The sequence below is a fragment of the Chitinophaga sp. 01L420 genome, from assembly GCF_056399985.1.
Window position 1 is genome coordinate 22,599 of record NZ_JBFTSK010000006.1, and the last position, 25,437, is coordinate 48,035.

The 25,437-nt window shown below is 42.3% G+C and carries 19 protein-coding genes, 1 tRNA gene and 1 pseudogene; 3 read left to right on the forward strand and 18 right to left on the reverse strand.

The window, feature by feature from the left end; all coding sequences use genetic code 11:
• Nucleotides 1-5 precede the first annotated feature (5 nt).
• From AC1DP6_RS07635 to AC1DP6_RS07685, 11 genes are all read right to left on the reverse strand, one after another.
• Nucleotides 6-437 carry an SRPBCC family protein gene (locus AC1DP6_RS07635; protein WP_477054287.1) on the reverse strand — a complete coding sequence of 144 codons (432 nt, stop codon included), beginning with the start codon at nt 435-437 and terminating at the stop codon, nt 6-8.
• Between the two features lie 211 nt (nt 438-648).
• A complete protein-coding gene (locus tag AC1DP6_RS07640) occupies nt 649-1,824 on the reverse strand; it encodes a sialidase family protein (protein WP_477054288.1) in 1,176 nt (391 codons plus the stop codon).
• A gap of 63 nt (nt 1,825-1,887) precedes the next feature.
• Nucleotides 1,888-2,661 carry a patatin-like phospholipase family protein gene (locus AC1DP6_RS07645; protein WP_477054289.1) on the reverse strand — a complete coding sequence of 258 codons (774 nt, stop codon included), beginning with the start codon at nt 2,659-2,661 and terminating at the stop codon, nt 1,888-1,890.
• 39 nt (nt 2,662-2,700) lie between these two features.
• Nucleotides 2,701-4,128: a hypothetical protein gene (locus tag AC1DP6_RS07650; RefSeq protein WP_477054290.1), complete on the reverse strand. Its 1,428-nt coding sequence runs from the start codon at nt 4,126-4,128 to the stop codon at nt 2,701-2,703.
• 138 nt (nt 4,129-4,266) lie between these two features.
• On the reverse strand, nt 4,267-5,862 hold the full coding sequence (locus AC1DP6_RS07655) for a RagB/SusD family nutrient uptake outer membrane protein (protein WP_477054291.1): 1,596 nt from the start codon (nt 5,860-5,862) through the stop codon (nt 4,267-4,269).
• 20 nt (nt 5,863-5,882) lie between these two features.
• On the reverse strand, nt 5,883-9,272 hold the full coding sequence (locus tag AC1DP6_RS07660; RefSeq protein WP_477054292.1) for a SusC/RagA family TonB-linked outer membrane protein: 3,390 nt from the start codon (nt 9,270-9,272) through the stop codon (nt 5,883-5,885).
• A gap of 33 nt (nt 9,273-9,305) precedes the next feature.
• The gene (locus tag AC1DP6_RS07665; protein WP_477054293.1) at nt 9,306-10,262 is read right to left on the reverse strand and encodes a FecR family protein; all 957 of its coding nucleotides are present in this window, start codon (nt 10,260-10,262) and stop codon (nt 9,306-9,308) included.
• A gap of 47 nt (nt 10,263-10,309) precedes the next feature.
• Nucleotides 10,310-10,909 (reverse strand): RNA polymerase sigma factor, encoded by a 600-nt coding sequence (locus tag AC1DP6_RS07670; protein WP_477054294.1) that lies wholly within the window; start codon nt 10,907-10,909, stop codon nt 10,310-10,312.
• Between the two features lie 382 nt (nt 10,910-11,291).
• Complete coding sequence (locus tag AC1DP6_RS07675) at nt 11,292-11,555, reverse strand: UBP-type zinc finger domain-containing protein (protein WP_441573901.1); 264 nt, start codon at nt 11,553-11,555, stop codon at nt 11,292-11,294.
• A gap of 9 nt (nt 11,556-11,564) precedes the next feature.
• The gene (locus tag AC1DP6_RS07680) at nt 11,565-13,223 is read right to left on the reverse strand and encodes an NAD(P)/FAD-dependent oxidoreductase (protein ID WP_477054295.1); all 1,659 of its coding nucleotides are present in this window, start codon (nt 13,221-13,223) and stop codon (nt 11,565-11,567) included.
• Between the two features lie 10 nt (nt 13,224-13,233).
• Entirely contained in the window at nt 13,234-14,634 is a 1,401-nt protein-coding gene (locus AC1DP6_RS07685; RefSeq protein ID WP_477054296.1) for an ATP-binding protein, read from the reverse strand.
• A gap of 104 nt (nt 14,635-14,738) precedes the next feature.
• On the opposite strand from AC1DP6_RS07685, the gene nfi reads away from it, so the two are divergent.
• Nucleotides 14,739-15,392 (forward strand): deoxyribonuclease V, encoded by a 654-nt coding sequence (nfi, locus tag AC1DP6_RS07690; protein ID WP_477054297.1) that lies wholly within the window; start codon nt 14,739-14,741, stop codon nt 15,390-15,392.
• A gap of 87 nt (nt 15,393-15,479) precedes the next feature.
• Nucleotides 15,480-15,553: transfer RNA gene (locus tag AC1DP6_RS07695), tRNA-Asp, on the forward strand.
• A gap of 173 nt (nt 15,554-15,726) precedes the next feature.
• Here AC1DP6_RS07695 and AC1DP6_RS07700 read toward each other — a convergent pair.
• The 7 genes and pseudogenes from AC1DP6_RS07700 to AC1DP6_RS07730 all read right to left on the reverse strand — a co-directional run bounded on the left by AC1DP6_RS07700 (nt 15,727) and on the right by AC1DP6_RS07730 (nt 23,810).
• A complete protein-coding gene (locus AC1DP6_RS07700; protein WP_477054298.1) occupies nt 15,727-17,448 on the reverse strand; it encodes an SWIM zinc finger family protein in 1,722 nt (573 codons plus the stop codon).
• 14 nt (nt 17,449-17,462) lie between these two features.
• Entirely contained in the window at nt 17,463-18,884 is a 1,422-nt protein-coding gene (locus AC1DP6_RS07705; protein WP_133809273.1) for an AAA family ATPase, read from the reverse strand.
• 1,119 nt (nt 18,885-20,003) lie between these two features.
• A complete protein-coding gene (locus AC1DP6_RS07710; RefSeq protein WP_477054299.1) occupies nt 20,004-20,312 on the reverse strand; it encodes an RNA recognition motif domain-containing protein in 309 nt (102 codons plus the stop codon).
• A 167-nt stretch (nt 20,313-20,479) separates the two neighbouring features.
• A pseudogene (locus AC1DP6_RS07715) lies at nt 20,480-20,785 on the reverse strand (transposase); the annotation flags it as partial.
• 153 nt (nt 20,786-20,938) lie between these two features.
• On the reverse strand, nt 20,939-21,373 hold the full coding sequence (locus AC1DP6_RS07720) for a hypothetical protein (RefSeq protein WP_477054300.1): 435 nt from the start codon (nt 21,371-21,373) through the stop codon (nt 20,939-20,941).
• A 303-nt stretch (nt 21,374-21,676) separates the two neighbouring features.
• Nucleotides 21,677-22,612, reverse strand: coding sequence for a DUF2268 domain-containing putative Zn-dependent protease (locus tag AC1DP6_RS07725; protein ID WP_477054301.1), 936 nt, complete (start codon nt 22,610-22,612; stop codon nt 21,677-21,679).
• A 310-nt stretch (nt 22,613-22,922) separates the two neighbouring features.
• Nucleotides 22,923-23,810, reverse strand: coding sequence for a winged helix-turn-helix domain-containing protein (locus AC1DP6_RS07730; protein WP_477054302.1), 888 nt, complete (start codon nt 23,808-23,810; stop codon nt 22,923-22,925).
• Nucleotides 23,811-23,913: 103 nt separating this feature from the next.
• Between AC1DP6_RS07730 and AC1DP6_RS07735 the strand changes: the two genes are divergently transcribed.
• On the forward strand, nt 23,914-24,531 hold the full coding sequence (locus AC1DP6_RS07735; RefSeq protein ID WP_477054303.1) for a hypothetical protein: 618 nt from the start codon (nt 23,914-23,916) through the stop codon (nt 24,529-24,531).
• Nucleotides 24,532-25,437: the final 906 nt, after the last annotated feature.

Here is a 25,437-nt window from a genome sequence, read left to right on the forward strand (position 1 = left end):
TAATATTATTTGGTAATGGATTCTGTATACTTTTTGAAATGATCCATGATGGCCTGCCAGCCGCTCTGCTGCATTTCCAGGGAGTTCTCCGCTTCTGCTTCGAAGGCTTCTGTTACTTTGGTGGTATTACCTTCGCCTTCAAAAGTAATGGTTACCGTTCTGCCATCACCGAGCGTATAGGCAATCAGTTCATGATCTTTTACTTCGTCATATACTCCTGCGAAATCAAAGCCCCAGCTGCCATCTTTTGCTTCCATACGTGACAGAAATTTTCCACCGGTGCGGATGTCGTTTTCTGCTTTAGGCGTATGCCAGTCATCGGAGGCGCTGTTCCATTTAACAATGTGTACGGGGTTTGTCCAGGCATCCCAAACTTTTGCAACTGGTGCATTTACAATGGCAGATACGGTGATCATGTTTTTTGTTGCTGTGTTCATTTTTATAAGTTTTTATTGTGATCGTTTTTGTTAATGCAAACATACCATGACTATTCAACACGCAGGAAGGGGGAATACGACAAAATAGAGTAGACTTTGCGACAATGATGCAGGGGGGTATAAAACAAAAGGCCGGCAATGAGCTGCCAGCCTATATTTGAGGTAAATAAACTTATATGGCAGGGATACTACCGACCCGAAGGCACTGCAATTACTTCCAGTTCACCACTGTAAAAACGATGGAGGTATATTGATCCTTTTCATATAGCACGCCTATTTTTTTCCTGCCCAGCTTTACAATGTCTGAATAAGCAGCATATGCATAACCTGCTTTACGGGAACCATTGCCTTTATAAATACGATAACTTTTTTTCCAGGTTTGCCCGTCATCGAAGCTGATGCGGAGCGTCAGGTCGTCTCTTTCCAGTGAGTCGGCCGCATTGCAAAATGCCAGTATATTCTTTTTACCGGAGCGGCCTATGTTCAGGATGCTGCCCTGGCAAACAGGATCGGTGAGCTGCATATCGCGGTAAGTGGTGTCCCAGGTCGCGCCGCCATCGCTGCTTATTGACACCAGTCGTACGTGGATATCCTGCCGGTTCTGATTGCGGCTGTTCATCATCAGTTTATTACCGGAAAGCTCCACTGCCATAGATTCATTGCTGCCTGGTACTGTGATGTTGTTGCCCACCTTAAATGTTTTGCCGTGATCATCTGTATAGTAGCCGTGCGCCACATAGTGTGCCGCATGCGCTACGGCGGGACCAGCAGTATGATTGGCCGCTATAAAAATCCGGCCTTTAAAAGCCCCCTCCTGAAACTGCATCACATGCCCTGGTGTATTGGCATAATAGCGCCAGTCTTCCGCAAAATTAAATGCCGGATCTATTCCTGGTTGTTTAGGACGATGTATCTGCAAGGTGATATCTACCGGCGCATCCCATGTATGACCACCGTCTGCCGAGGTTTTATAGTAACAACGCTTGATGCCTTTGCCTTTGATAATATCACCTTCCCGCACAGTGCCGGTATTATAGAAAAAGAATATTCTGCCGCCGGGATAGGCCGGGTCGGTGAGATCTACTACCGGTCCGGGGTTGGACAACTGCAATGTTCCTGATTCTGCTATCACCTGCAGGGCGGACCAGGTCTTTCCATCATCGGTGCTTCGCTTCATCACCATATCAATGTCTCCATAATCATCCATACCGTTTACCCGGCCTTCACAAAAAGCCAGCAGTTCTCCATTGGGCAAACGGATAAAAGCAGGAATACGAAATGCTTTATAGCCATCCGTACCCGACACAAATACGGGGACTTCTTTTTGTTGCGCATGGACGGCCATCAAGGCAATCAATAGTATAAGCGTTGCTATTACTTTTTTCATCGATTCATTTTGAATGTATACCAGGAAGCCATACGAGGGAATTTAGATTTTCACTTTAGCCCCTTACATCACCGGTTCCTGCTGCAATAAATTTCGCGTATAGTCGAGACCGATAGTATAGATCGATTCCAGGTGGTTGAACTCAAACATCCCAAACTTTCCCAATTCTGTGGGTTCAATAAAATAGCTGCACAGCAATTTGTTTTTCAGCACCGGTTCGCGGATAGCCAGGTGCAGCGTTCTTTCTACATTAGCCAGGAAACCGTTGGTGGGGCTATAAGGCGTCAGCGGGTTTACATGTACACCAATGATATCCCTGTATTGTGCCATCAGTGGTTCTATGGGCAGGTTGCCGGACAGGCCGCCGTCTACATATTGGGCACCTGCAATTTCTACCGGAGGGAAGAGCAACGGCACAGAAGATGCTGCCAGGATAGCCGGAATCAGATCTCCTTCGCTGAAAATGGTTTGATCGCCGGTAACAAAATTGGTGGCCGTAATGTATAAAGGAATGTCTAGTTCTTCGAATGTTTTATGTCGTAGTGTTTGCTTCAGTACTTCTTCTACTTTTTTGAGAGACAGGAAACCGGCACGCCAGTTCCGCCACTGCATAGACAGCCCGAGCTTATGTTGCTTAAATATTTCTCTCACCTCATCGGTGCTGTAGCCGTCGCATATAAAGGCGGCGGCAATAGACCCTGCGCTGGTAGCTGAAATGGCTTCCGGGAAAATGTTATGCTCTGAAAATGCTTTTAACACGCCCAGATGGGCATAGCCACGGGCGCCACCTCCGGATAAAACAAACGGGCGCCGGGTATTGGTCTTTGGGTGATTCATCCCGCTAATTTAAAAAACCATCGGTAAGACCGGGGATTTTTATTTTTTACGGATTGTAATATAGACAGGACTTTCGCCTACCGTTACCTGGATGCTGCTGTCTCCCGCCTTTTCCCAGGCAACCGGGGGGGCAGGTGCATCTGCAGTAGCCATGCCCGTTATACGCTCCGGCAGTCCCGGCAGCTTATCGAGTGTTGCTTTTATTACATGCGGCTGATAGCTGTCTTTATACTGTGTACTGGCACCGGTAGGCGACCAGGCCACCCATATCAGCGACTGCGAATCTTTGCTATGCTCAAATTCAAATACGTACAACTCTCCTTCTTTCTTTTGTACGATGCGGCGGAAGCGATAATCGCCCAGTGTCTGGTACAGCTGCTTCACTGCCCAGAAAGACTGTTTCGGATTAAAATTGCGTGTCAGCCCGGAAGCCGCATGGAAAGAAGCTTCATCTTCATCATTGTAATAGTATAAGTAGGCGCGTTGAACATCGCGGGCAGCAAATACCAGGAAAGAACGCACCAGGTATTGTGCCTGCTGCAAATCGCTGGCACCCTGCCAGTTGAGCTTCAGTGCCCAGTCTTTCCGTTGTTTCATGGCCGCCGGTGTACAGGCATCATATCCAAATTCGGTTACCCATACCTCCTTCCCCGGTGCATGCTCATTACGCCAGGTAATGGCATCGTCTATTACTTTCAGGTATTGCAGGGAATTATCTTCCGGAAAACTCCTGTTCCAGGAATTGTCATTGGTAAGCGTTTTTTCTATGGTAGCATAGGTATGTAAATTGATGATATCATACAGGGGTAGTATGTCTTTATCTCCATAAAAATTATTTAAACCCTGTGAATAATTATCCCCTTTACCGGCTACCACTGCCGGTGTTACAATCTTTAGCATGGAATCACCGTCGCGGATCCCCTGCGCCATTTTTGTAAAGAGTGTTTTAAATAATGCCGGATCAAACCTGTTACCGGGTTCATTATCTATTTCGAAAGAAGTATTTAGCTTTTCCTTACCAGAAGGGCCGTAGTAGGTGGCCATAGCTTTCCCATAATCATATGCCCACTGTTCATGGCCGGTCCAGCGTTGCCGGTAATCCGGTGAGCCTACTCCAAAACTCAGAARCTGCAAACAGATATCTGTTTCAAAGCCGGCACTTTTCCAGGGGCCGTATACATCATTCTTCCAGTTGAGATGATTAACCGTTACTGGTATCGCCAGAGAATCGCCTATTGCGTTTACATCCCAGTTGATGTTATGATAATTACGCACCAGGCGGCAAACCTGTCCATATAAAGCCGGCTTGAAGGTAATATGCCCGTTAATGCCCATGAAGTCCTTAAACAGCGGCTTTACGACCACGGAGAGCGTATCAGGGGGATGTTCTGCCCCGGAGGTAGCGCAGCTCATTTCAAGACAAAAGCAACAGAACAGTATAATGGTAAAGAGCAATATTTTGGGCATGGCAATTAGCATTACCCTATAAAGTACAACATAAATTACGAATTAGGAATTACGAATTACGGATTTGTGGGTAGACAGTAARCGYTTACTGTCTACCCACAAATCCGTAATTCGTAATTCCTAATTCGTAATTCTATTTTACCATCCTGGTGTTTGTTTGTAAGCACCATCGCTTTTATTCACCACGTCCGGATTCATAGGCCACGCCATATGTTTAGCCGGATCGAAATGACGTGCAGGCCATACTTCTTTAATCGTATACGGAGATACCGGATCTGAGCTATTAGTGTGGAGACGTCCATGTAATGGCGCATTGATCTTCGCATAGTCTCCCCATCTTTTCAGGTCCTGAAATCTGTCTGTCCATTCGCAGGCTAATTCTACCCGGCGTTCATGCTTCAGGTCATTCATGGTAGGACTGGCGATACCAGGCAACCCAACTCGGCTGCGTACTTCATTTAAAGGAGCGGCCGCTTCACCGTTCTTACCCTGTGCAATCAGCGCCTCTGCTTTAAACAGCAAAATTTCAGCATAGCGCATTAAAGGCAAATTGAGTGCGGTAGTAGGATAATCAGGACTTTGGTTAATATTAGGATTGGTGCTTGACTTACCATCAGTTCCATAGGAGTATGGCTCCATGTATTTATTGATCTGGAAGCCTGACAAGCTGTTGGTGGAGTAATAGGAAAAATTTAGTCCGAAATAAGTGAATTTATCTCCAAATTTAAGGATGGTTGCCTCACGTCTGGGATCATTGGCTTCATATTCATCATACAATTCTTCTGTAGGCTGAAAATAGCCCCAGCCGTTAAAACTATTCCAACCTTTATTTTCCAATACTACACCAGGAAATTCAGATCCGCCCTGTGTACCGGAAGTAACAGACCAGATATATTCTGAGCTCCAGTTATTAGCAATGGCGAATACTGCTTTGTAGTTTTGTTTCCCATCTGGCTTGTCTTTGATCAGCGCGCGATGACCTTGATCACGGATCTTATCGCAAAGGGCAGGTATCAGCGCCCATTTGCTTTGATCGTATTGCGCCCAATAAGCATATGCTTTCACCATGTATCCCCAGGCAGCCGCTTTATGGGCCCTACCCTGATCTTTGGCGGTATATGTTTCAAAGAGAGGCAACAGGTCAGCCGCTTTCTGCATATCACTGACTACCTGTGCATAGTTATCTTTTACAGATGCTAATTGCGGAGGTATACGTTTTCCGAACTCCGGATTTTCAGGTCCATCAAAAGGAACGCCCTGGTCTTTGTGTCCCCATACGTAGGCAATCCAGAAGTGTACAAATCCTCTCATAAAATACGCCTCGCCCAGTGCCTGGTTACGCGCAGCTTCTGAGGTGTTTTTAGAAGTAGGCACACCCTGTATTACCTGGTTAGCCCTGTTTAAGGTTTTATACAAATCTTCCCAACCGCCTGTCAGATAACCTTCCCGGCCACTTGGAATGAAGTTCTTAATATTTTCACCATCGGCCTTTGCTCTTCCTACAATCAGGTCATCACTCGCATCCTGCACCCAGAAAAGATTCCTGCCCCAGGTAGATTCGTTGGGCATGGTTTCATACATAGCTGTTGTTGCCTTCACAAGGTCATTATCGCTTTGCCAGAAAAATGCCGTAGAAGGCGCACCGTAAGGTTTCGAGTCTACCCATTTGGTGCAGGCACTTAAACCAACGGTGATTGATGCCAGCAGGCATATATAATTGATTCTTGATTTCATAATAATACAGTTTGGCTTGATCAGAATTTAACATTAGCACCCACAGATAACACACGGGAAACAGGGAATTGACCACCGTCAAGACCTATACCACCCACTTCCGGATCCATACCGGAATATTTGGTAAAGGTGAGCAGGTTGTCGCCGCTGAAATACACACGCAGTCCTTTATTCCAGCTCATCTTCTGGAAAGTATAACCTATCAGCAGATTTTTCAATCTCAGGTAGTTCCCATTTTCCAGGTACCAGTCAGAGTTAGTACCGAAGTTACCATTGGGATCATTCGCACGAACCCGTGGTATATTGGATCCTGTATTTTCCGGCGTCCAGGCATCTTTAATTTTATCCCAGCGGTTGTATCCCTGTTCAGAACCACTTAAGGTAGTCATCTTGAAAGCATTGAACAGTTTCACACCACCTACTCCCTGCATAAATATGCTGAGGTCAAAATTTTTCCAGGTAAAGCTGGCGTTAAATCCATAAGTCAGTTTAGGGAATGCATTGCCCATGTATACACGGTCTGCATCATCAATTTTTCCATCTCCATTCTGATCAACAAATTTGATATCGCCGGCTTTTGCATTTTTTTGAATCGCCTGACCACCTTTTTGATAAGCCGCAGCTTCTGCATCAGACTGGAACAATCCTGCTGATTGAATCAACCAGTAAGAGTAATATGGTTGTCCTACTGTAGAACGGAAGGGTGTAAGTACACCTCTGTAACTATCACCATGCGACCAGAAAGACCCTTTGTTATCATCAATATAAGTTACGCGATTGGTTAAGGTGGCGATGTTAGCACCCAGACTATAACCTACTGCTCCTATATGGTCACTCCAGGTGGCGGCTACTTCCACTCCTTTATTGCTGATCTTACCCTGATTAAGATAAGGCGCATCATAACCAAAGGTATTAGGCCATTTGGTATCCTGTTGTTTGATGAGATCGTACGTGAGCTTATCAAAATAATCGGCAGTAATACTCAGACGCTGTCTGAACATGCTGATATCGATACCGAGATCTGTTTGCTGAGAAGTTTCCCAGGAAAGCGCAGGGTTAAATAACCCTGGGTTTGATAAAGAAGTGGTTAATGGTGCTCCGTTACCGATTTGGTAAGTAGAACCTGGAAGCAGCGTAGGATACCCATAATTACGGTCAATAGATCCGATGTTGCCAATGCGGCCCCAGCTACCCCTGATTTTAAGCAGATTTACAGCCGCTACGTTAAAGAAGGGTTCAGAACTGATTTTCCAGGCAGCTGTAACGCCGGGAAAACCTTTGGCCCGATAGCCTTCCGCCAGGCGACCAGCAATATCATACCGGTAACTTCCTGTTACAAAATAACGATCAGCCCAGCTATAGGCAATTCTTCCTACATAAGACGCGGAACGGTCTTTCCACTGATCATCCTTTGGCCGTTCTTTATCAAAAATACTTGCATTTACAAAGAACTGGGACCAATCCGCTTCGTATTCCAGGCCCGATGCCGATGCAGAAAAGTTACGATTGGACTCTTCCTGTGCCGTCATAGACACCATTGCTCCGATGTTATGTTTCTGGATTATTTTGTTATAGTTCAGTGTATTTTCCCAGATCCATTTATACCCTTTATCAGAGGAGTAACTTAATCTGTTCTGATCATTAGGCTTGCCTGGCTCTGTTCTCTTGGGCTCAAAATTTTTCCATAAGCCATTGTTCTGACGATAGGCAAAACGAGACAAATAGGTTAGGCCTGGAATAATATCTGAAATCGTAAACTCTGTTACTGACTGCAGGTCACTTTTCTTATTATAAGGCTGGTTTCTCAGCAAGCTGGCAACCGGGTTTACCGCATCACCATAGATTCCGTTGTAGATATTACCTCTGGGACCAACACCACCAAATGTTCCGTCTTCATAGTAAGGAGTAGCAGAACGCGGCATATAGATGGCAGATGTAATAACACCGGTGTAACCACTGGCTGTTTCTGCATCCCTGTTATCATTATTATTCCAGAAGATATCCTGACGCAGTTTTACATTTTTAGTAAACTCGTAAGTAGTATTAAATCTTAAGGAAATATTTTTATTATAGGTATTTAACAGGGTACCCTCTTCATTTTCATAACGGGCCTGAAAGAGCGTAGAAAATTTATCTGTTCCGGCATTTACGCTGATGTTATGTCTTTGTATCAAACCGGTACGGAAAATTTCTTTCATCCAGTCGGTGCGGGTTACCGCGCCATATGGATTCTTGGCTGGATCCCAACCATCCAATGGCCGGGCGCCGGCATTGGTTTGTGCCAGGTTACTGACTTTCGCTGCATCTTCTGAAGTAAGTGATTGTAATGTACGCCATGCCTGTTTTGCACCTACAAAGCCCGTATATTGAACAGAAGGTTGGCCTTTAGCCGCCTGACGGGTAGTAACCAATATTACACCTGCAGAACCAGAGAATGCGCCATAAATGGCAGCTGAAGCCGCATCTTTCAACACTGTGATAGATTCCACGTCAGCCGGATTGTAAGGTGCACCAGGTACCCCATCTACTACGTACAACACACTTTCATCCTTACGAGATCCCACACCGCGGATCACTATATTATTGGGGCTGCTGGTATGACCACCGTTATTTACCACCGTAATACCAGGTACTCTACCCTGGATCATGCCGGCAACATCCATCACCGGACGTTCTTTGATCTGCTTCATATCCGGTACTACAGATACCGCAGCAGACAGGTCACCTTTTTTCGCAGTACCATAACCCAGTACCACTACTTCATTCAAACCACTGCTGCTTATTTTGAGCGTGAAGTTCAGCGTTTCAGCACTACCTGCCACTGCTTCTATGGTTTCATATCCTACGAAACTAAAAACCAGTACTGACTTTTCGTTCTCCGCAGTGATCTCATATCTTCCATCTGCATTTGTTACTGTTCTTGTTTTTGTTCCTTTCACCCATACAGAAACACCAGGAATAGGCTCCTTGGTTTCGGTGGTAATTCTACCGGTAATTTTATGGGTGGCAGCTACCTGGGTAGTTTGTGTTACCGGGTCTTTCTCTGCTTTTCTCAGCAGGATCGCCTTGTCACTTACGCTGTACTCTATGCCTGATTTATTCCGGAGCAGGTTGAGTGCTTCATTCAACGTGATGTTGTCCGGTTTAAAATCGCTGACCATAATTTTGTCGAAATCCTGTTTTACATAGTTGAACGTAAAAGAGCTCTGGGAGCCCAATGCATTCAACACCTGGGATAGGGAGGCACGGGAAATATCCAGTTTTACTTTTTCGTTCAACCCGCTTTGCCGTGCGTAGCCAAATGTAGCCGGCAAAAGGGTGCATCCCAATAAAAGGAATCGTTTAATACGGGATGCAGTTGGCCCGCTTCTACGGGAGTACTGATCTGAAATGGTACATTTCATTTTCATGTGTTGATTTTTTCAGGAGTGTTCGCACGTGTATTAATAAATGGTAACCTGTCTTTCGGAAATGCGATATCGCTTACGACTGATGTAGCATAGGTTGTCGAGCATCTTTGTGAAAGTGTCTGTTCTGAACATCACAGAAATATTTTTGTCTGCGCCCTGTGCATTTTCCCAGCGAACATTGTATCCGTAGCGGGTACACAAGCGCATTACGGCATCTCTGAGCGGCAGATCTGTAGCGCTGAATGCGCCTTCTCTCCATGCCGCTACTTTACCGGCATCTGTTTCATTGACAGCTATTCCTTTTTCTTCATTGTTATAAACCGCTGCATAGCCTGGCTTCAGAATGGTATTATCTTTTCCTGCACGCACTTTTACTTTACCCTGTACGAGCGATACGCGTGTCAAGCCTTCTGCCGGATAAGCTTCTACATTAAACTGTGTGCCCAATACCTGTATGGTCAGGTCCCTGGTGTGGATAATAAAAGGTTTACCTGTTTGTCCGTGTACATCAAAAAATCCTTCGCCGGTCAGTTGTACGCTCCGGACTTTCTGATTGAAGTCTTCTTTCCAGCGCAGCGAGGCGGCAGCATTCAGCCAGATGTGGGAGCTGTCTGGCAATATCACCAGTTTGATGTGATTGGTTTCGTTGGTGACCAGGAAAGCCGCATTATCTGCGGATGGATTTGTTTTTTGTTTAGCGGGATGTATCCACCAATACCCTGCACCTGACAGTAATAAAATGCTGGCAGCAGCGGCGGTCCATTTAATAGCAGATTGTTTCCACCAGACGATTTTTGCGCCGGGCAGCCCATTACGGAAATTAGCCAGAAACTGTTGCTGGTAATGGCTGGCATCTGCCGCAGGCATATCTGCGTCATTACCTAAACCGTCATACCAGCTGTCTAATATGGCCAGTTCTTCCGGTGTACATTTACCTGCATAAAATTTTTCTAACAGAGCATGAGCCCTTGGGTATTTTTTCGGTGCCATCTATAGGTGAATACCCGGAGAGCAAAAAATGTTAACTAAGGGGAATGTTAAGAAATTGTAAACAGCAAAAAAGAAGAAACGAGGCTGGCAGACAAGGCAGGATTTTCTTTGATATGTGCTTTCACCTGCTTTAAGGCGCGACTGTACAAAACCCTTGCTGATGCAGGATCTATACCCAGTTGTTGCGCTATTTTCTGGTAGGAATAATGATACTGTACGCGTAGTACAAATAATTGACGCTGGCTGGGAGAAAGGATCTCCATAGCGTCCTTTATAATGCCTTCTTTCAGACCGTATAAATCTTCCGGAGCCAGCGCACCGGGGATTTCAAGTGTATCATTCAGTAATACTTCCAGCTTTCTGAGATGTGCCTGATAGCGGCCATTGGTGCGGTAATATTTAAATATGCGGAACTTCAGGGCGTTGAGCAGGTAAAACTCCAGTGTTTCATCTTTGGGCACCTCTTCCCATTTCTCCCAGAGAGAAAGCAATACATCCTGTACAATATCAAATGCATCGTGCGCATTGGTTTTAGCCACGGCAATGCCTAATAGCTTGTCCCAGTAAGCAGTTACAGATGATTCAAAATCCTGCTGACGCGAAGTAGCGGATGTATTTTGGAAAGATAATTTCTTATGCCCGAACATAGTTGGAAAATAACAAGTCCCTACAAATGTAATCGCTTAATATTACGTGGATATTAACTTTGCTGATTCCTGGCTGATACTCCTGTTAAAAATCGATTTAGCTTAGTTCGACAAGTAACTATAACGGTGAACTATTGTATAAAAACGGCCTCTGTATTGAATTGGTTTTACCTAAAGTTGAAAGTCGATGTGGATTTCATAACGTTACATCCCATTACAATCATTTATGGAAGCAATATAAATTTACTTTTCGAATATGAGAAAAGTTTGTATATATTTTATAATTTTTAAAATTATAAAAATATACCTGCGTGCTAAATATTCAGCAGCCGGCAGGAGTTCGTTCCTGCCGGCTGCTGTGTAGCTATTTTTATCTCCCTGATTAATATTCTGCAAAAGAATTATCCACATAGCACCATAACCACTGTTCGCCGGGTTCTGCAGAAGCAACCACCGGATGCGTGGTAGCATGGTAATGTTGTGTCATATGCCGTGCAGGAGAATCGTCACAACAAAGCGTGGCGCCACAGGTTTGGCAGGTGCGCAAATGCAGCCAGGTACCGTTGTGTTTTATACATTCCTCACATACATGCTCCGTCCCGATTCTGATATCTGTAATGGCTTCCAGGTGTGAACATATTGACATAAAAAAGATTTAAACTTCCGCTAAATATTTGTGCACCATGCTGATACTCATAGACCCTTCTCCTACCGCAGAGGCTACACGGCTCATAGCGCCGGAGCGCACATCACCGGCAGCAAATATGCCAGGACAACTGGTTTCCAGTAAATAGGGTTCTCTGTCCAGCTTCCATAGTTTACCAAAATAGTCAAACGACTTCATTTCTCTGCCGGTTTGTACATACCCCTTCTCATCCTTTATAATAAGATCCCCCAGCCAATCTGTATATGGCCTTGCACCAATAAATATATATAAGGCATCGGCAGTCACTTCTTTTATTGCTTTGGTATTCAGGTCCTCTATTTTCAGACCATTTAACCTGTCGGTACCGGTAGCCTCCACGATTTCGCTATGATTCAGTATCACAATATTGTGGATATCATTGATCTGATCAATCAGGTAAGAAGACATGGTAGCCGTCAGGTCACTTTTCCGGATAATGATAAAGACTTCTTTGGCAAACCGGGAAAGATACACTGCTGCCTGGCCCGCGGAGTTACCTCCTCCCAGCACATACACACTTTTTTCCTTACAGGACGCTGCTTCTGTAGTGGCAGCCCCGTAATAAATTCCTGCCCCGGTAAATTGTGCAATGCCGGGAGTATCCAGTTTACGGTAATCAACACCTGTGGTAATTACTACCGCACGTGTATTGATTTCCGTACCGCTTTCCAGGCAAACAATTTTATAATCTGCCTTGAGCTTAATTTCCTTCACCGACTGGGGCGACAAAAATTCTGTTCCAAATCGCGTTGCCTGTGTAATGGCACGGCGGGTAAGTTCTGCACCACTCAAACCAGAAGGGAAACCAAGATAGTTCTCTATACGGGAGCTGGTACCTGCTTGTCCACCTGGCGCATGCCGCTCTACCAGCAATGTTTTCAGTCCTTCAGAAGCGCCGTAAACTGAGGCGGCTAAACCCGCAGGGCCGGCACCGATAATCACCACATCATAGATTTCATTTTTCAGGGTAGGGTTCAAACCAATCCTGGCGGCAATATCAATGATCGGTGGACAGGAAACCATTTCCCCGTTTTCAAAAAAGACCACCGGCAAAGCAGCAGTATCCACCTGATTAATCTGCATCAGCAACTTTCCTTCTTCCCCGCTGGCATCCACAGAATGATAAGGTATCAGGTTACTGGCCAGAAATTCCTTAATATGATAAGCCTTGGAAGAATAAGGATGCCCCAGCACCTTAATACCCTGAAACTCCGGCCGGTAGCTGTTTTGCCAGTCGTCCAGCAAATCATTGATCACCGGATACAACTTCTCTTCCGGTGGATCCCACGGCTTCATCAGGTAATAATCCAGTCTTAACTCGTTAATCGCCTTGATGGCGGCACTTGTATCAGAATACGCGGTCAGCAACACCCTTTTGGCAGCAGGGTAAATAGCGATCGCCTGTTGCAGGAAATCAACGCCTTCCATTTCAGGCATCCGCTGATCAGAGATGAAAAGTGCCACGGTTTCATTCCGGTTTTTCAGTTCTATCAGGCTTTGTAATGCTTCCGTGGCGGACAACGTACTCAGTATACGGTAAGATTTTCTGTAGTAGGTTTTCAGGTCCTGGGTAATGGCATTCAGCACCTGTCTGTCATCATCAATTGCAAATATTATAGGCAGACTCATAGCTTCTAAGTTAATTATTTTCTATAGGAAAGGAAACGGTAAAAATTGTTTTCCCCGGAACAGATACCTGCTTTACAATCCCATGGTGCCTTTGCACTATCTGCATCACCACATCGAGTCCGAGGCCAGTGCCCTTTCCCATTTCTTTGGTAGTAAAAAAAGGTTCAAATATTCTCGATTGAATTTCCGCCGGAATACCAGGACCATTATCCGTAATGGTAACGTGTACATATTGCCGGTCTTTGGTGGTAGCAATTTCCAGGCTCCCCTTTTTATTGACTTCCATGGCATCAATGGCATTGTCTACCAGGTTAGTCCATACCTGGTTTAATTCTCCCGGCAATGCTTTTATCTTTGGCAAGGTAGTATCATACTGTTCCACAATCTCAATATTCCCCTTTCGGATTTTGAAATTCAGCATCGCCAGGGTATTGCGTATACCGCTGTGTATATCGATGAATTGTTTATCCGGTTCCTGATCCATGTACGTATAACTTTTCACAGAGGCTACCAGGTCAGCTATTCTTTTGGCAGATAACTGCAAATCGGTTACCATCCTGTTGGCGACCAGGGCACTATGTATCCAGCTGAATATTACCGGTAGATGCTGGGGCGGGAATTGCTGACAAAACTTCTCCAATGCATCTTTATCCTGATCATACTCCGCCAGTACCTCCGCTATTTCCAGCTGATCTATATTTTTGCTTTCCAGCCAGTCTTCCAGCTCATTCGTTTTATCAGACAATGCCAGCATACCCGGCGCTTTCTCCGGCCTGCTTCCCTGCATATGCAATAACTGATCTACTAATACGCCGGCCTCTTTGTCTGATAAACAAATTGCCGACATCTGCCTGAAAATAGCCGGCAGGTTCCGGATATTATCAAACAAAGCAGTAGCACTACGCGTAATCGCTGCCACCGGATTATTTAACTCATGCGCCAGCCCGGCAGACAATTTTCCCAACGCCATCATCTTTTCATTCTGTTGCTGGAAAGACGTATTATCCCGTACCCTGCTGGTCATGATGTGTACCAGCGCTTCCGTGAGTTCGTAATGCTGCTCTATATTTTTCTTCAATACATCTGCATGACAGGAAATCACCCGCGTCTCTTTCAAACAGAGACCAGTTCCTATCGCATTCTTTACCCTGGAAAAAGGTAACCATCCGGTGATGCTATCATCATTTAATTCTGCTACTTCCCGGTAATGACCATTAATGGTAGAGGAAATACGCACCTTTCCGGTGATGACAATCACCGTGGTGACCACCGGATCGCCGGCTTTAAACAGCGGCTCACCTTCCGGCACCACCCGCTCTTCCGACTGCGAAATCAGCCAGTCCAGCTGTTCCAATGGTACATCCTTAAGCGCCGGAATATTCTTTAGTTGTGTTGCTGTTATAGGTTCCATAAAAAAATAGGATTGCGGTATATTACCAAATATAAGCTTTCAGTGCACCTCAAAACTATAATAATTTCCTGTAGCTTTGGCAGCTATCCATAAACCATTATCCGATGCTTACTGAAGATGCAGCCATCGCCATACAGGAAGAGTTACGCGCAAAGGTGATCACCACAGATGTATTACCTGACCCTATAAAAATTATTGCCGGCACAGATGTAGAATACGACAAAGATTCCAACCTGATTGCCGGCAGCATTGTACTGCTGGATTATGATACCTTACAGGTAATCGCCGTTGCCTCCCATTGTATGGAAGTCACCTTTCCTTATATCCCGGGCTTGTTTTCCTTCCGGGAGATGCCACCACTGTTACGCGCCTACGAAAAACTACCACTACATCCCGACCTCATTATTTGTGATGGACAGGGAGTAGCGCATCAACGCCGTTTCGGGCTGGCTTCTCATTTTGGCGTTATCCTGGATAAGCCGGTGATTGGCTGTGGCAAAACAAAGCTTTGCGGCGAATATAACGACCTGGGAGCCGCCAGAGGGAGCATCGCCCCACTATTGGACCCGGAACATATCGGCAATGCATTAAGAACACAGGACGGTATTAACCCGGTATTTGTATCCACCGGGCATAAAATATCTCTGGCTACCGCCACGGACATTGTCCTCAAAGTATGCACCCAGTACCGGCTGCCGGAAACCACCCGGCTGGCCGATCACTATGCGCGTCTGGCATTGCTGGAACACAAAAAATAGAAATATTTGGTTATTTGGAATTATTATTTATATATTTGCAACCCCAAACGGGGAATACGGAATGGCTGAAAAGCCTGCCTGTAGGAAGGATCGGTAGTTCAGTTGGTTAGAATGCCGCCCTGTCACGGCGGAGGTCGCGGGTTCGAGTCCCGTCCGGTCCGCAAAATGTTGAAGAAACCCGCTCTATGAGCGGGTTTCTTCTTTTATAGTCGATTTCCCTTTAATTTCCCCCGATCAGTTTATATTACTTTACTTGGATTAAGGTTCGTTTATTAAGTTACAATATTATCATTTGGGTTCCGCGAAGGGTATCTATTAAAACAAACGACTGCATTCAGTTCTTCAACATAGYGGGACGGCGGGGGTATTTACGGATTAATTCCTCTGCCACGGTTATAATTTCATCTCCTCCTTCAGGAATAGCTCTAATTACCTTTTCCATTTTAGTAGCCAAATCTGCATATTCCCTACGGTTCCCAACCACATCTCCTTTACGCTCAAATGCAGGAATATATATTGCCAATAGCTGTACCGGATATATCTTTATCAAATGGTTATGATACTGTAATAATCTGTCCAAATCTGTTTCCTTGCTCATAAGTGCAAGTAGCCTGTCCCAATATTTTTCTTCAATATAAATAGGGGCAAGTAAATCAAGCAGTAATGTATCGGTCGAATACCATGCTTTGCCCTTATTTTCTTGAAATTGCAGTTCTACACTTGCTATTCTTTCCTCAATATATTTTTCTATTTCCTCTTCCCATTTATCAATGGTGAAGGTATTCTTCCATTGATTATAGTAAACTTTATCAAAGCCCCGATTAAAAGCAAAATACTTCGTGTAATGCCTGATCGTCTTTTTATCGTTTTCTAAAACAGCAATGCGCAGCAATTCTTTCTGCCACTCCGCAACGGTTCCTGGATGGGCTTTCTTTTCAGCAACTTTAATTCCTTCGGCTATAAATTTCTTCGCCGGAGAGAAATCTTTTTCTTCTATTAAACCATTTACTTCCCCACGTCTGACATCAACAATATCTAAATTTTCACGAACAAGCTCCTGAGCTCCTCTAATATTTCCTATAGCTTTCAGAAAGGCTATTTTTTGTACAATGAAATATTCTTTTCTGTAGGGATATTCATCCGCTGAAGTCATTTTAATCTGACCATCAACAAACTCCAAATAGGATTTTTCTCTATTTAGTTTTATGGCAAGAGTTTGATACAGATCAACTATCTCATATCCAAAATCACCATAATCAAAGTATATAGGACGATTTAATGCTGATTGTGCGAAAAAAAGGGCTTCCTCCTGCAAATCCACGGCTAAGCTTTCTGCCTCTGCGACAACCCTTATCAGTTCTATAGAACTGTTGATAATATCTCCAATATATCCACTGGAATCATCGCAGTAAGTAATAAGTTCGATAACTTCTGTTAACACAGATCTCGCTACAATAAAAGCACCGCGGAAATTGCTTTTTTGTATCATCTGCCGGCCCTCATCAAGCAATCCATTAACCTCATTTGCCAGCCTGTGAATGGATCGATAATCAAAAAAATCTCCGCTCGAATGACTCCCTATGAAATTTTTAAGCTGTTTCGTATACTTATCTTCTATATTAATACTGCTATCCTTATCCGAAAAGTACCGCTCAAAGAGAGATTTGAAGGTTTCATCCTTTGTTGCATGGGTCAAAATAAATTCCTGGAGCTCTTCTAAGCTTATTCTTTGTATTAACTTATAAAAATCTGTTTTGGGGACTACATTTTTGCGAGCAGCAGTGTTTATAATTTTTTCCCTCAGAAGAAATAAAAGAGCTACAACATGCTTGCAAATATCACCGTCATAAGGACAGTCGCATGAATATGATTTTATTCTATCCTTTTTTAAAATCTCCACGCTCACTGTATATAGTTCGGTTCCCATCACATCGGCTTGCCAGAAGTCTTTTCCTGTTTCCTCCACATCAACAACAGCTCCATTTTCATAATATTCCCTTCCTCTATATACGATTGTATCACTTATCTGTAATTCAAATTTTCTCAATGTGAACATAAGTAATATTTAAATCATCGAAATAAATCATCCATAGTTAAACTATTCTGAACTATACTATTAGAATGCATATTTCTCACTATTCCAAAAGTAGTAATCATAGTCAAAAAAATGGACTTATTAGTACGTGTTGCTGTTCGGAATGTGTCTATTTTATCCTGTAATTCTGTTTGATACTTTTTATCAATAGTAAAAGGATTAATAGAGAACTTCATTTCGCATATATTGATAACATCATCTTTTCTATCTATAACCAGATCTATTTGTCGCTTGCTCCCCTCACCTGTATTGATCCATGAAGAACTACTTGTCTGGACACCACTGATACCAAGCGCATGTTTAATCTCTGTCAGATGAGCAAGACACACCTGTTCAAATGCATAACCACTCCAGGACCTCTGTTGAGGTGAATCAAGTCCATTAATCCAGGCATTCTCGTTCAACGCATGATTTCCGCGTATAAATCTGATATAAAACAAAGAATAAAAATCACATAACTGAAAAAGACTACTTTTCTCCTTCTTGCCAAATGAGAAATACTTACGTATAAAGCCACTTTCCTCCAGTTCATTTAATATTCTTGTCGTACTTCCTGCATTTGGTAATCCTGTATCGTGAATAATTTCGGAACGTGTTAATCCTCTTGCTTTCTTGCTTAACGTTTCTATGACCGAAAGATGTTTTTCTGCTTTATTGAATAAAGAAGTATAAAGATCCCTAAACTCTTCTGTCAATAATCCGTCCCGTTGAAAACATAATCGATTTATATTTTGAGAGGCGCTCATACTTACGTCTACATAATCAAGGTAAAAAGGTACACCTCCCATCACCATATATAATTGAATTGTTTGGTATCTACTAAATACTCCTCCGCGGCTCTGAAAGAAAGTCTCACATTCCCCCAATGAAAAGGGTTCGAGACGTATCCTGTGAGTAACCCTGTTATGTAATCCTCCCTTATTATGAATAAGTGTATTGATCATCCATGAGGCGGCAGATCCGCATACAATCAGAATAATATCGTTTCTTGCACTAGCATATGAATTCCAGAAATAGTCGAGTGCTTGAATGAAGCCAGATTGTGCAGTATCCAACCATGGAAGTTCGTCCAGAAATACTATTTTTTTTTGCTTCCCGCTTTTTGATAATAATTCTTCCAGTTGACCGAAAGCGGCAAACCAATTTTCCGGAAAAGGAGCAGATTCATCAGGATGATATTTCTGCATGGCTCTTTGAAAATTGGACAAATTCTGTTGTAGATTTATATTAGCTACGCCAGTAAGGTAAAAGGCAAAATCCTGTTGAAAGGCTCCTCTGATTAAAAAAGTTTTACCCACCCTCCGCCTTCCATATACTGCAATAAACTGGGAGGTCTCAGATTTCATCGCCTGTTCTAGAATTTTCAATTCCTTCTCTCTTCCGATTATTCTACTCATTTCTTGCAATTTGGCTTTAAATATACAAATTCGAACACTTAAAGCCAAATTGGACATCAAATTCGCTCTAAACCTAGTCATATATACTGGTAAAGCCCAATTGGCAAACTCATGGAATGATTTTATAATATCCGTGATTTATCCTTCCTAAATTAGCTTCATCATATTATTTACGATTGACTATCATATCATTACACATTAATGTAATAAGAAAACCAGTACTAGCTACGTAAAACAATCTCACCACAATGATCTGCCGCCATCTTAAGCTTAAGAACCATAGACTATCATCTTCTGCAAATCTGCCACAAATAAGTTCGAACATTGTCCCCTTCGCCCCGCAAAATCTCGAAGGAACCCCCGCTAGTCGCGGGTTTTTCTATTTTAAGTCGAGTATTTAGTCGAGTTCCGATTAATTCTCTCCTCGTTAGTGATTCTCCCAATGGCGTATGTTGATCGAATGCCTGCAATTTTGGGGGCATTTGACGTGTCAATAATAGTGGGAGAAAGCGGTAAAAACCGTTAAAAACGACACTTGACCAAAAGAAAAGAATCACGGCTTGTAACCACAAACAAAATCCTTTTTCCCATTTTTTCCCGCTTTTTAGTTTGTACTACTGTTGGATTGTAAGCAGAATGATGCCTACATCAACAATCATTCAACCCATTGCGATTGACAATATTGTTTTCTTCACACAACTTATACTTGATTTGACAATGCAGAAGTCTATAGAAGTATAATGACTGCACAGGAACTAAATCGCAAATTCAGTGTGTGGTAAATCACATTATTTCGAAATCAAGCTTAGGGAAACAATGCACTATTCATACAGACCGAAGAACTCGTAAAGCCTAAAGTTTCCGAACTCACACAACTAACATGATGATACAAATCTTCATCGTCACCTCATGGGCGGAACCCAGTTGCTAACAGTTCTTGTTACTGAGGTTTATTAAGGGTATAATTAGAAAATTCAATGGAAAATTCAGCTTGGGTTGCTGCCATCCGGTACATAGAAAAGTAAAAGCAAAGCTACAAACTACTTAACGTATTCTGTGGCTTTGCTCTTTTGTTCTCCTACCAGATAAAGGTAACCGACGTTTTAAAACATCCAACTATTAGTATCTGGGTTTAAATCCAGGGCGTGGGCCAGATCTGGAGAAACGATTATTTTCTGGTCTTTCAGGTTTTGGACGAGCCTCATACACTACTATTGTATGGCCAGCAACTACTGAATTATTCAATTCCTTAATTGCCAGTACTGCATTGGAATCGTCTGGCATTTCAACGAATGCAAAGCCTTTAGAACGGCCACTGTACTTATCATAAGCCACATTAATACTATATACAACTCCAAATGGGTCAAATAAAGACCATATCTCATCTTCAGTTGTTCTGTCACTTATATTACCTACAAAAATATTCACAAATATAATTTTAATTAAATATGCATACTACTGAAAAAACAGGGGCTAAGGAAGAAAAAGAAACCCAAACTAAATCAGAAGAAGTCAAATGCAACCTTGCTAAAGTTAGAGCAATAAATTGGGTATTACAGGATTAATTTATGGGGATATTACAAGTGCGTTAAAAGTTAGCTTCCTACAACTCTAACGCCCTGTAAACTAAAATGGCTGTTGGCGAATAGGAGATTAAGTTTTAATCGATCACTAAATATAATCGATAATTGGCCAAGAGTCTGATTCCAGTTGTAAACAGGCTTGTTCCATTTGGCACATATATTTTCCTGAACAAGGAATAAAAGTTTCATGAAGGCTTCTTCTGATTGGAAAGCGCCTTTTGACTTTGTAACAGCACGGAGTTGTCTGTGGAAACCTTCTATAATATTGGTGGTATACATGATTCTTCGGATGTCTTTGTTGTACTGGAAATAGCTTAAGTTTTTTTCATCCTCGTGCTATAACTTTGAAATTAGGTTTTTGAGTTAATAGTTTCCCTTACAAAATCTGAATAGCACAGAAATTAAAACTACTATTGTGGCTTTTAATTTCCGTTTCCACATTATAAATTATCTATATACAGATCGCTACTGTTATCTATTTCGGGAAGCATACCATGGACGAGGGAAATAAGACGTATCAGGGGAATGATTGAAAAACTCATTTACCGTGGTTCTTTCCTGAGTAAAAATGCTGTTTTTATCCTCATCGCTTAACCATTCGTCTTTCGCATTAATAAGGGGATCATACCAATTTACTTTTTGTTCCGCCCAGCTTAGCCATTCTTTTAATTCATCGGTTAAAGTGTTTGTTTTCTCTGAATATTTTTTAACTTCTTCTATATAACTCCGCAGTTGTTGTACTGTATTCCACCGGTCAGCGCTTACTATCAATTTTTTAAATTCATCCAATTCAAGTTTCTTTCGCTGTTTTCTTGCCTTAAGCTGCTTTTCTTCTTCTATTCGCTCCTCTTCCTGCTTTTTCCATTCAAGTTTTCTCTGAATGGATTTCTGAGCTTCAATTTCCATCCTGGCTATAATTTCAGGTAACTGGTTTTCAATACAATAAGAATATTCTTAACTAGATCTAATCAAAAAATTGCTTCCTTTAAATTACAATTTTGTTCAAATAATCTCGTGGGCCAACAAGGAAATTTTCTTCAGGTCTACGACAAATAAGTTCGACCATTGTCCCCCTCCACCCCGCAAGGATCACCGGAAACCCGCTCAATTAGTTAGTCGGGTTCCAATTAATTCTCTCTCATTGCTTATCGTTCTTCATTAAGGTTAACTATAACTTACTGAGATAGGATTATAATTACAGATCAGGACCTACTGCATGTACCCGGAAGCAGCCAAAAACCTATCTAAATCTGCAATCTGTTCATTATCTATATTTATCATATACCCGATCGCTTTAGCCTTATCTGTGGCATGCTCATAATAAGACTTACAAATGGCGTATCCTACAAAATATCCCAGATCAATACCATTATATAACCAGTCTTTTAACTCAGTCCCATGCATTTCCTGTTTAAATTTTTGCCATATTCCTTTTTCATGTTCCTTACCATAATGCATGTATGGCGTTTTTAACGGGTGCTGTAACAACAACTCTGCGATAAAATCGCATAAGCCTTCCGCAATACAAAATCCAAGCAGGTTTGTGTGGGCTTTGTCCTCCATGTCCCCTCCTTTATGTTGTGTATGGGAGAGTTCATGTGCCACAATCTGCAAAATACCCTTATTGTCTTTAAAATAACCTTGTAAAAAAGGGTTAAGTCCCGCTGAGTTGGTGGTGCTGTCTGATGCCCCAATCTCCGTTCCTATTAGTACCTCCGTTTGTGTAGTAGTTCCTCCTGTTCCAATATATCCAATAGTAAAATAAATTGCTGGTGTTTTAAATGGGGGGTATAGTTTTTTATATGCCGTTATTAATTTTTCGATATCTGCTTTGCTCTCTTTTACTTTCAGTGTGTTAGGTCTGATAGATGCCCAGAAATCGGGATGAGCAAAAATGCTTTTATGAAATTTCGAGGGTGTCCAGTTTCTGATGCGGGCCAGTTCTTTTAATCCTTTGGTCCCCTTATCAAGATACATGGTCTGTATCAGTCGTATTTGCTGTGCAGCGTCATTAACAGTATGTATGCTATCGAATGTTTTCCAAAACAGGTCTATGTCTGAATAGTAAATATTCGTTTGTGCGCGGATAGCTGTTGTAACAAATAATGTTAGCGATAAAATGATGGAACTTTTGAAAAAGTGCATGTAATAATGGGTTAAGGGAGTATATAAATATACCTAAAAAAAGAGAAGAAGCAATGATGCCTGATTTGCTACGTAATAGCATTTGATAGCAATTGGGAAATTGTATAAAAACTAATCTGAAATTTTCTTCAACAGCTATTTTAAAATTTCAAGTTATTGTAAATGAGATTGTTACTAAAACCCAAAAGTTTGATTCCCCCTGGCCCGGTAAGGGTAATTCTTTAATGATACAGTACCAGTAGTTCACGATAGAATTTTACAAAGGCTAGATTGAAGCCTAATAAGATCAGTTTTGGCGAGGAGATGCTTCTTAAGAACTAATCTCAAGCTTATATCCTTTGCCGCGTACAACAGCAATTTTGATATTCGGATCAAATTCCAGTTTTTTTCTAAGTTTTGATATGAACATATCCAGGCTACGCCCTACAATAACACCTTCATCCTCCCATATCTCTTTTTGCAGCCGGCTTCTCTCTATAGTCTGGTTAGGAGACAACGCAAAAATAAGCAGCAGACGTGTTTCAGTTCCTGTCAGATCTATGGTTTTCCCATTTATTGTCAATTGCCGATTCTTCGCATCGAACAACACCGCGCCCAAAGTTAAAATGCCAGTATTTTGATCTACAGGCGCGGCGCTTCGCGGTTTAACCGACCTAAAAAAAATAAAACCAACAAATGCTAAAACCGACAGGCTGCCCAGAAGATACCCATTTGCTGTATTTATTCCTGTCGGTTTAAATTTAATGTTGACCATGTAACATCCTTTGGGTTGCACCCTTCCTCTACAAGCTATAATATCATCTTTTTTATTGTTGGATATAGCGTATCCATAGGCTACACTGGAGTTGCCACAGTTCAGAACGTTAACTACATAGTCACTTGCGAGAGGGTCTTTGGCCAACAAACGCCGGGTAGTATTCACCAGCGAGTCCGGTTGAAAAGTAAGCTCATTCTCAAACCTGATCTGGTACTCATTTTCCGCGATCTTTTTTACCGGAAGAACCCTTGATTTACTGTCGCCCGACTCGGTGAGTAGTTCATCTCCTATCCTCCGAAGCAAAACTTCTCTCCTGGCGATATCAAAATCGTCACTGCCAGTCATACTGAATGCCGCGCAAATCACAGAGATAAATGAGAGTAATATCACTCCCCACAGGTACTCGCGTCTCCCGGAAAGTAGATTTCGGCCATAAAACATACCATTTACAATTTATTTACAAAGGTTACATTTTTATTTACAATGCAAATTCCTCAGGCTGAAACATATCAAAGTATTTTTGTTGCACCAATTCTAAAAGAATATGAAAAATAAAAAAAATGCCTTAAATGGATCTGATTTATCAACAGATAGATCTATGTTAATTAAACCCACAAAAAATATGAAAAAAGTTATTTATGCGCTGATCTTACTGCTGGTTGTGGTAAGCGGACTAGTATTTGCTAATCGCGAAATTAAAAATGAAACTTCTAAAAGGCCAACCCAAAAACCACTCTCAGCTGCTGAAAGGGAAGCCGAACTGAAAAAATGGGAGGCTACCCCTGAGGGTGTAAAGTTCAAAAAATGGGAAGCGTCTCCCGCAGGTAAAAAAGTATATGCCGGTGCTGCTAAAATAAGTAAGCATTTAAGTGATTTTACCAATATGGAGGCTGTTATAACCTCTCTTTCTCTTCCGCCAGGATCAAGATTAGGTTTCGGTGTGATGGCCAGGATTAATGGTGTCGATTACATTGTAAAATTTGAGCCGGAAAAGTCTCAACTTGAGCAATTGCATAGCCTGAAAGTTAACGACAAGATAATTATAAGAAGCCATTACGTATCGTACGCGCCCAAGTATTCATACCCAATAGTATCGGGCGAATATGTAGAACGAGATAGTAAAGTAATTTTTAAACGTGTCCCTCGCAAAGGCGGCTGCTGAGCAAATAAATTATGAAATACGTATAGTGGAGTCCTGCTTATTGATATTAAGAGAAACGGAGTCTGTTTTACCACATGCTGAAAATAAGATACTGGCAAACAGTAATAAATATAGGGTAATGTATTTCATATATTCAATTTATATAATATAAAAGTAGGGAATCATTTTATCGCTATTTAAATTATATTCTGATCATCTATTTTTACACAGTAGTAGCATGTTTAGAAACCAGTTTGCTTAATAAATGTCTGAATATCAGATAAATCATCTATAAACTGGTTCGAACTTTGTCCCCGGTAGTCCGCAAGGATCACCAGAAACCCGCGCAATGCGCGGGTTTCTCTTTTATGGTCGATTAGCTTGTCGAGTTAATTTTCCCCGATCAGTTTATGCTCCCCCCTGGTACTGAAGCAGCCCTGCTATGGCCACTTCTCACCTCCATCCATCTGCTGATTCAATTTCATCCCGGTTATACATCCGAAACTCACCCCCGCATCAAGGCCACCTTTCCTGCACTGTTTCTATAGGTACTTAGCGGGTGCTCGACGGAGCCTACATAATGAAAAGGTAATGCTGACTATAATAATGGGGGGTCTTAAGGCACTATATCTTAAAAGAGTATTTAGCGACAATGAAGATAAAATTCCTTCTAAAATATCCGTGATGAAGGCTTTCGGGCAGCTGGCACTCAAATCGCTTTATGTCAGATAGTTTTTTCATGTTGATGAAATGTCCATAAATATCTTTCCCTCCTGATTTCCTTCCGTTATTGACACCAAAAGACAGGTAACAACAGTCTATTATTTTGCGTGTGATAATAACGAGGTGGAGGAAGCGATAAAAGTCAAAATAACACCAAAATTGGCTAAATTAACTGTCATTCAATGAATACAGAATGTAGACATT

What these genes read in the sequence shown, in the direction of transcription:
- AC1DP6_RS07635 (WP_477054287.1), bottom strand. Translation starts at nt 437, where the DNA reads ATGAACACAGCAACAAAAAACATGATCACCGTATCTGCCATTGTAAAT.
- AC1DP6_RS07640 (WP_477054288.1), bottom strand. Translation starts at nt 1,824, where the DNA reads ATGAAAAAAGTAATAGCAACGCTTATACTATTGATTGCCTTGATGGCC.
- AC1DP6_RS07645 (WP_477054289.1), bottom strand. Translation starts at nt 2,661, where the DNA reads ATGAATCACCCAAAGACCAATACCCGGCGCCCGTTTGTTTTATCCGGA.
- AC1DP6_RS07655 (WP_477054291.1), bottom strand. Translation starts at nt 5,862, where the DNA reads ATGAAATCAAGAATCAATTATATATGCCTGCTGGCATCAATCACCGTT.
- AC1DP6_RS07660 (WP_477054292.1), bottom strand. Translation starts at nt 9,272, where the DNA reads ATGAAAATGAAATGTACCATTTCAGATCAGTACTCCCGTAGAAGCGGG.
- AC1DP6_RS07665 (WP_477054293.1), bottom strand. Translation starts at nt 10,262, where the DNA reads ATGGCACCGAAAAAATACCCAAGGGCTCATGCTCTGTTAGAAAAATTT.
- AC1DP6_RS07670 (WP_477054294.1), bottom strand. Translation starts at nt 10,909, where the DNA reads ATGTTCGGGCATAAGAAATTATCTTTCCAAAATACATCCGCTACTTCG.
- AC1DP6_RS07675 (WP_441573901.1), bottom strand. Translation starts at nt 11,555, where the DNA reads ATGTCAATATGTTCACACCTGGAAGCCATTACAGATATCAGAATCGGG.
- AC1DP6_RS07680 (WP_477054295.1), bottom strand. Translation starts at nt 13,223, where the DNA reads ATGAGTCTGCCTATAATATTTGCAATTGATGATGACAGACAGGTGCTG.
- AC1DP6_RS07685 (WP_477054296.1), bottom strand. Translation starts at nt 14,634, where the DNA reads ATGGAACCTATAACAGCAACACAACTAAAGAATATTCCGGCGCTTAAG.
- nfi (WP_477054297.1), top strand. Translation starts at nt 14,739, where the DNA reads ATGCTTACTGAAGATGCAGCCATCGCCATACAGGAAGAGTTACGCGCA.
- AC1DP6_RS07705 (WP_133809273.1), bottom strand. Translation starts at nt 18,884, where the DNA reads ATGAGTAGAATAATCGGAAGAGAGAAGGAATTGAAAATTCTAGAACAG.
- AC1DP6_RS07720 (WP_477054300.1), bottom strand. Translation starts at nt 21,373, where the DNA reads ATGGAAATTGAAGCTCAGAAATCCATTCAGAGAAAACTTGAATGGAAA.
- AC1DP6_RS07725 (WP_477054301.1), bottom strand. Translation starts at nt 22,612, where the DNA reads ATGCACTTTTTCAAAAGTTCCATCATTTTATCGCTAACATTATTTGTT.
- AC1DP6_RS07730 (WP_477054302.1), bottom strand. Translation starts at nt 23,810, where the DNA reads ATGTTTTATGGCCGAAATCTACTTTCCGGGAGACGCGAGTACCTGTGG.
- AC1DP6_RS07735 (WP_477054303.1), top strand. Translation starts at nt 23,914, where the DNA reads ATGAAAAATAAAAAAAATGCCTTAAATGGATCTGATTTATCAACAGAT.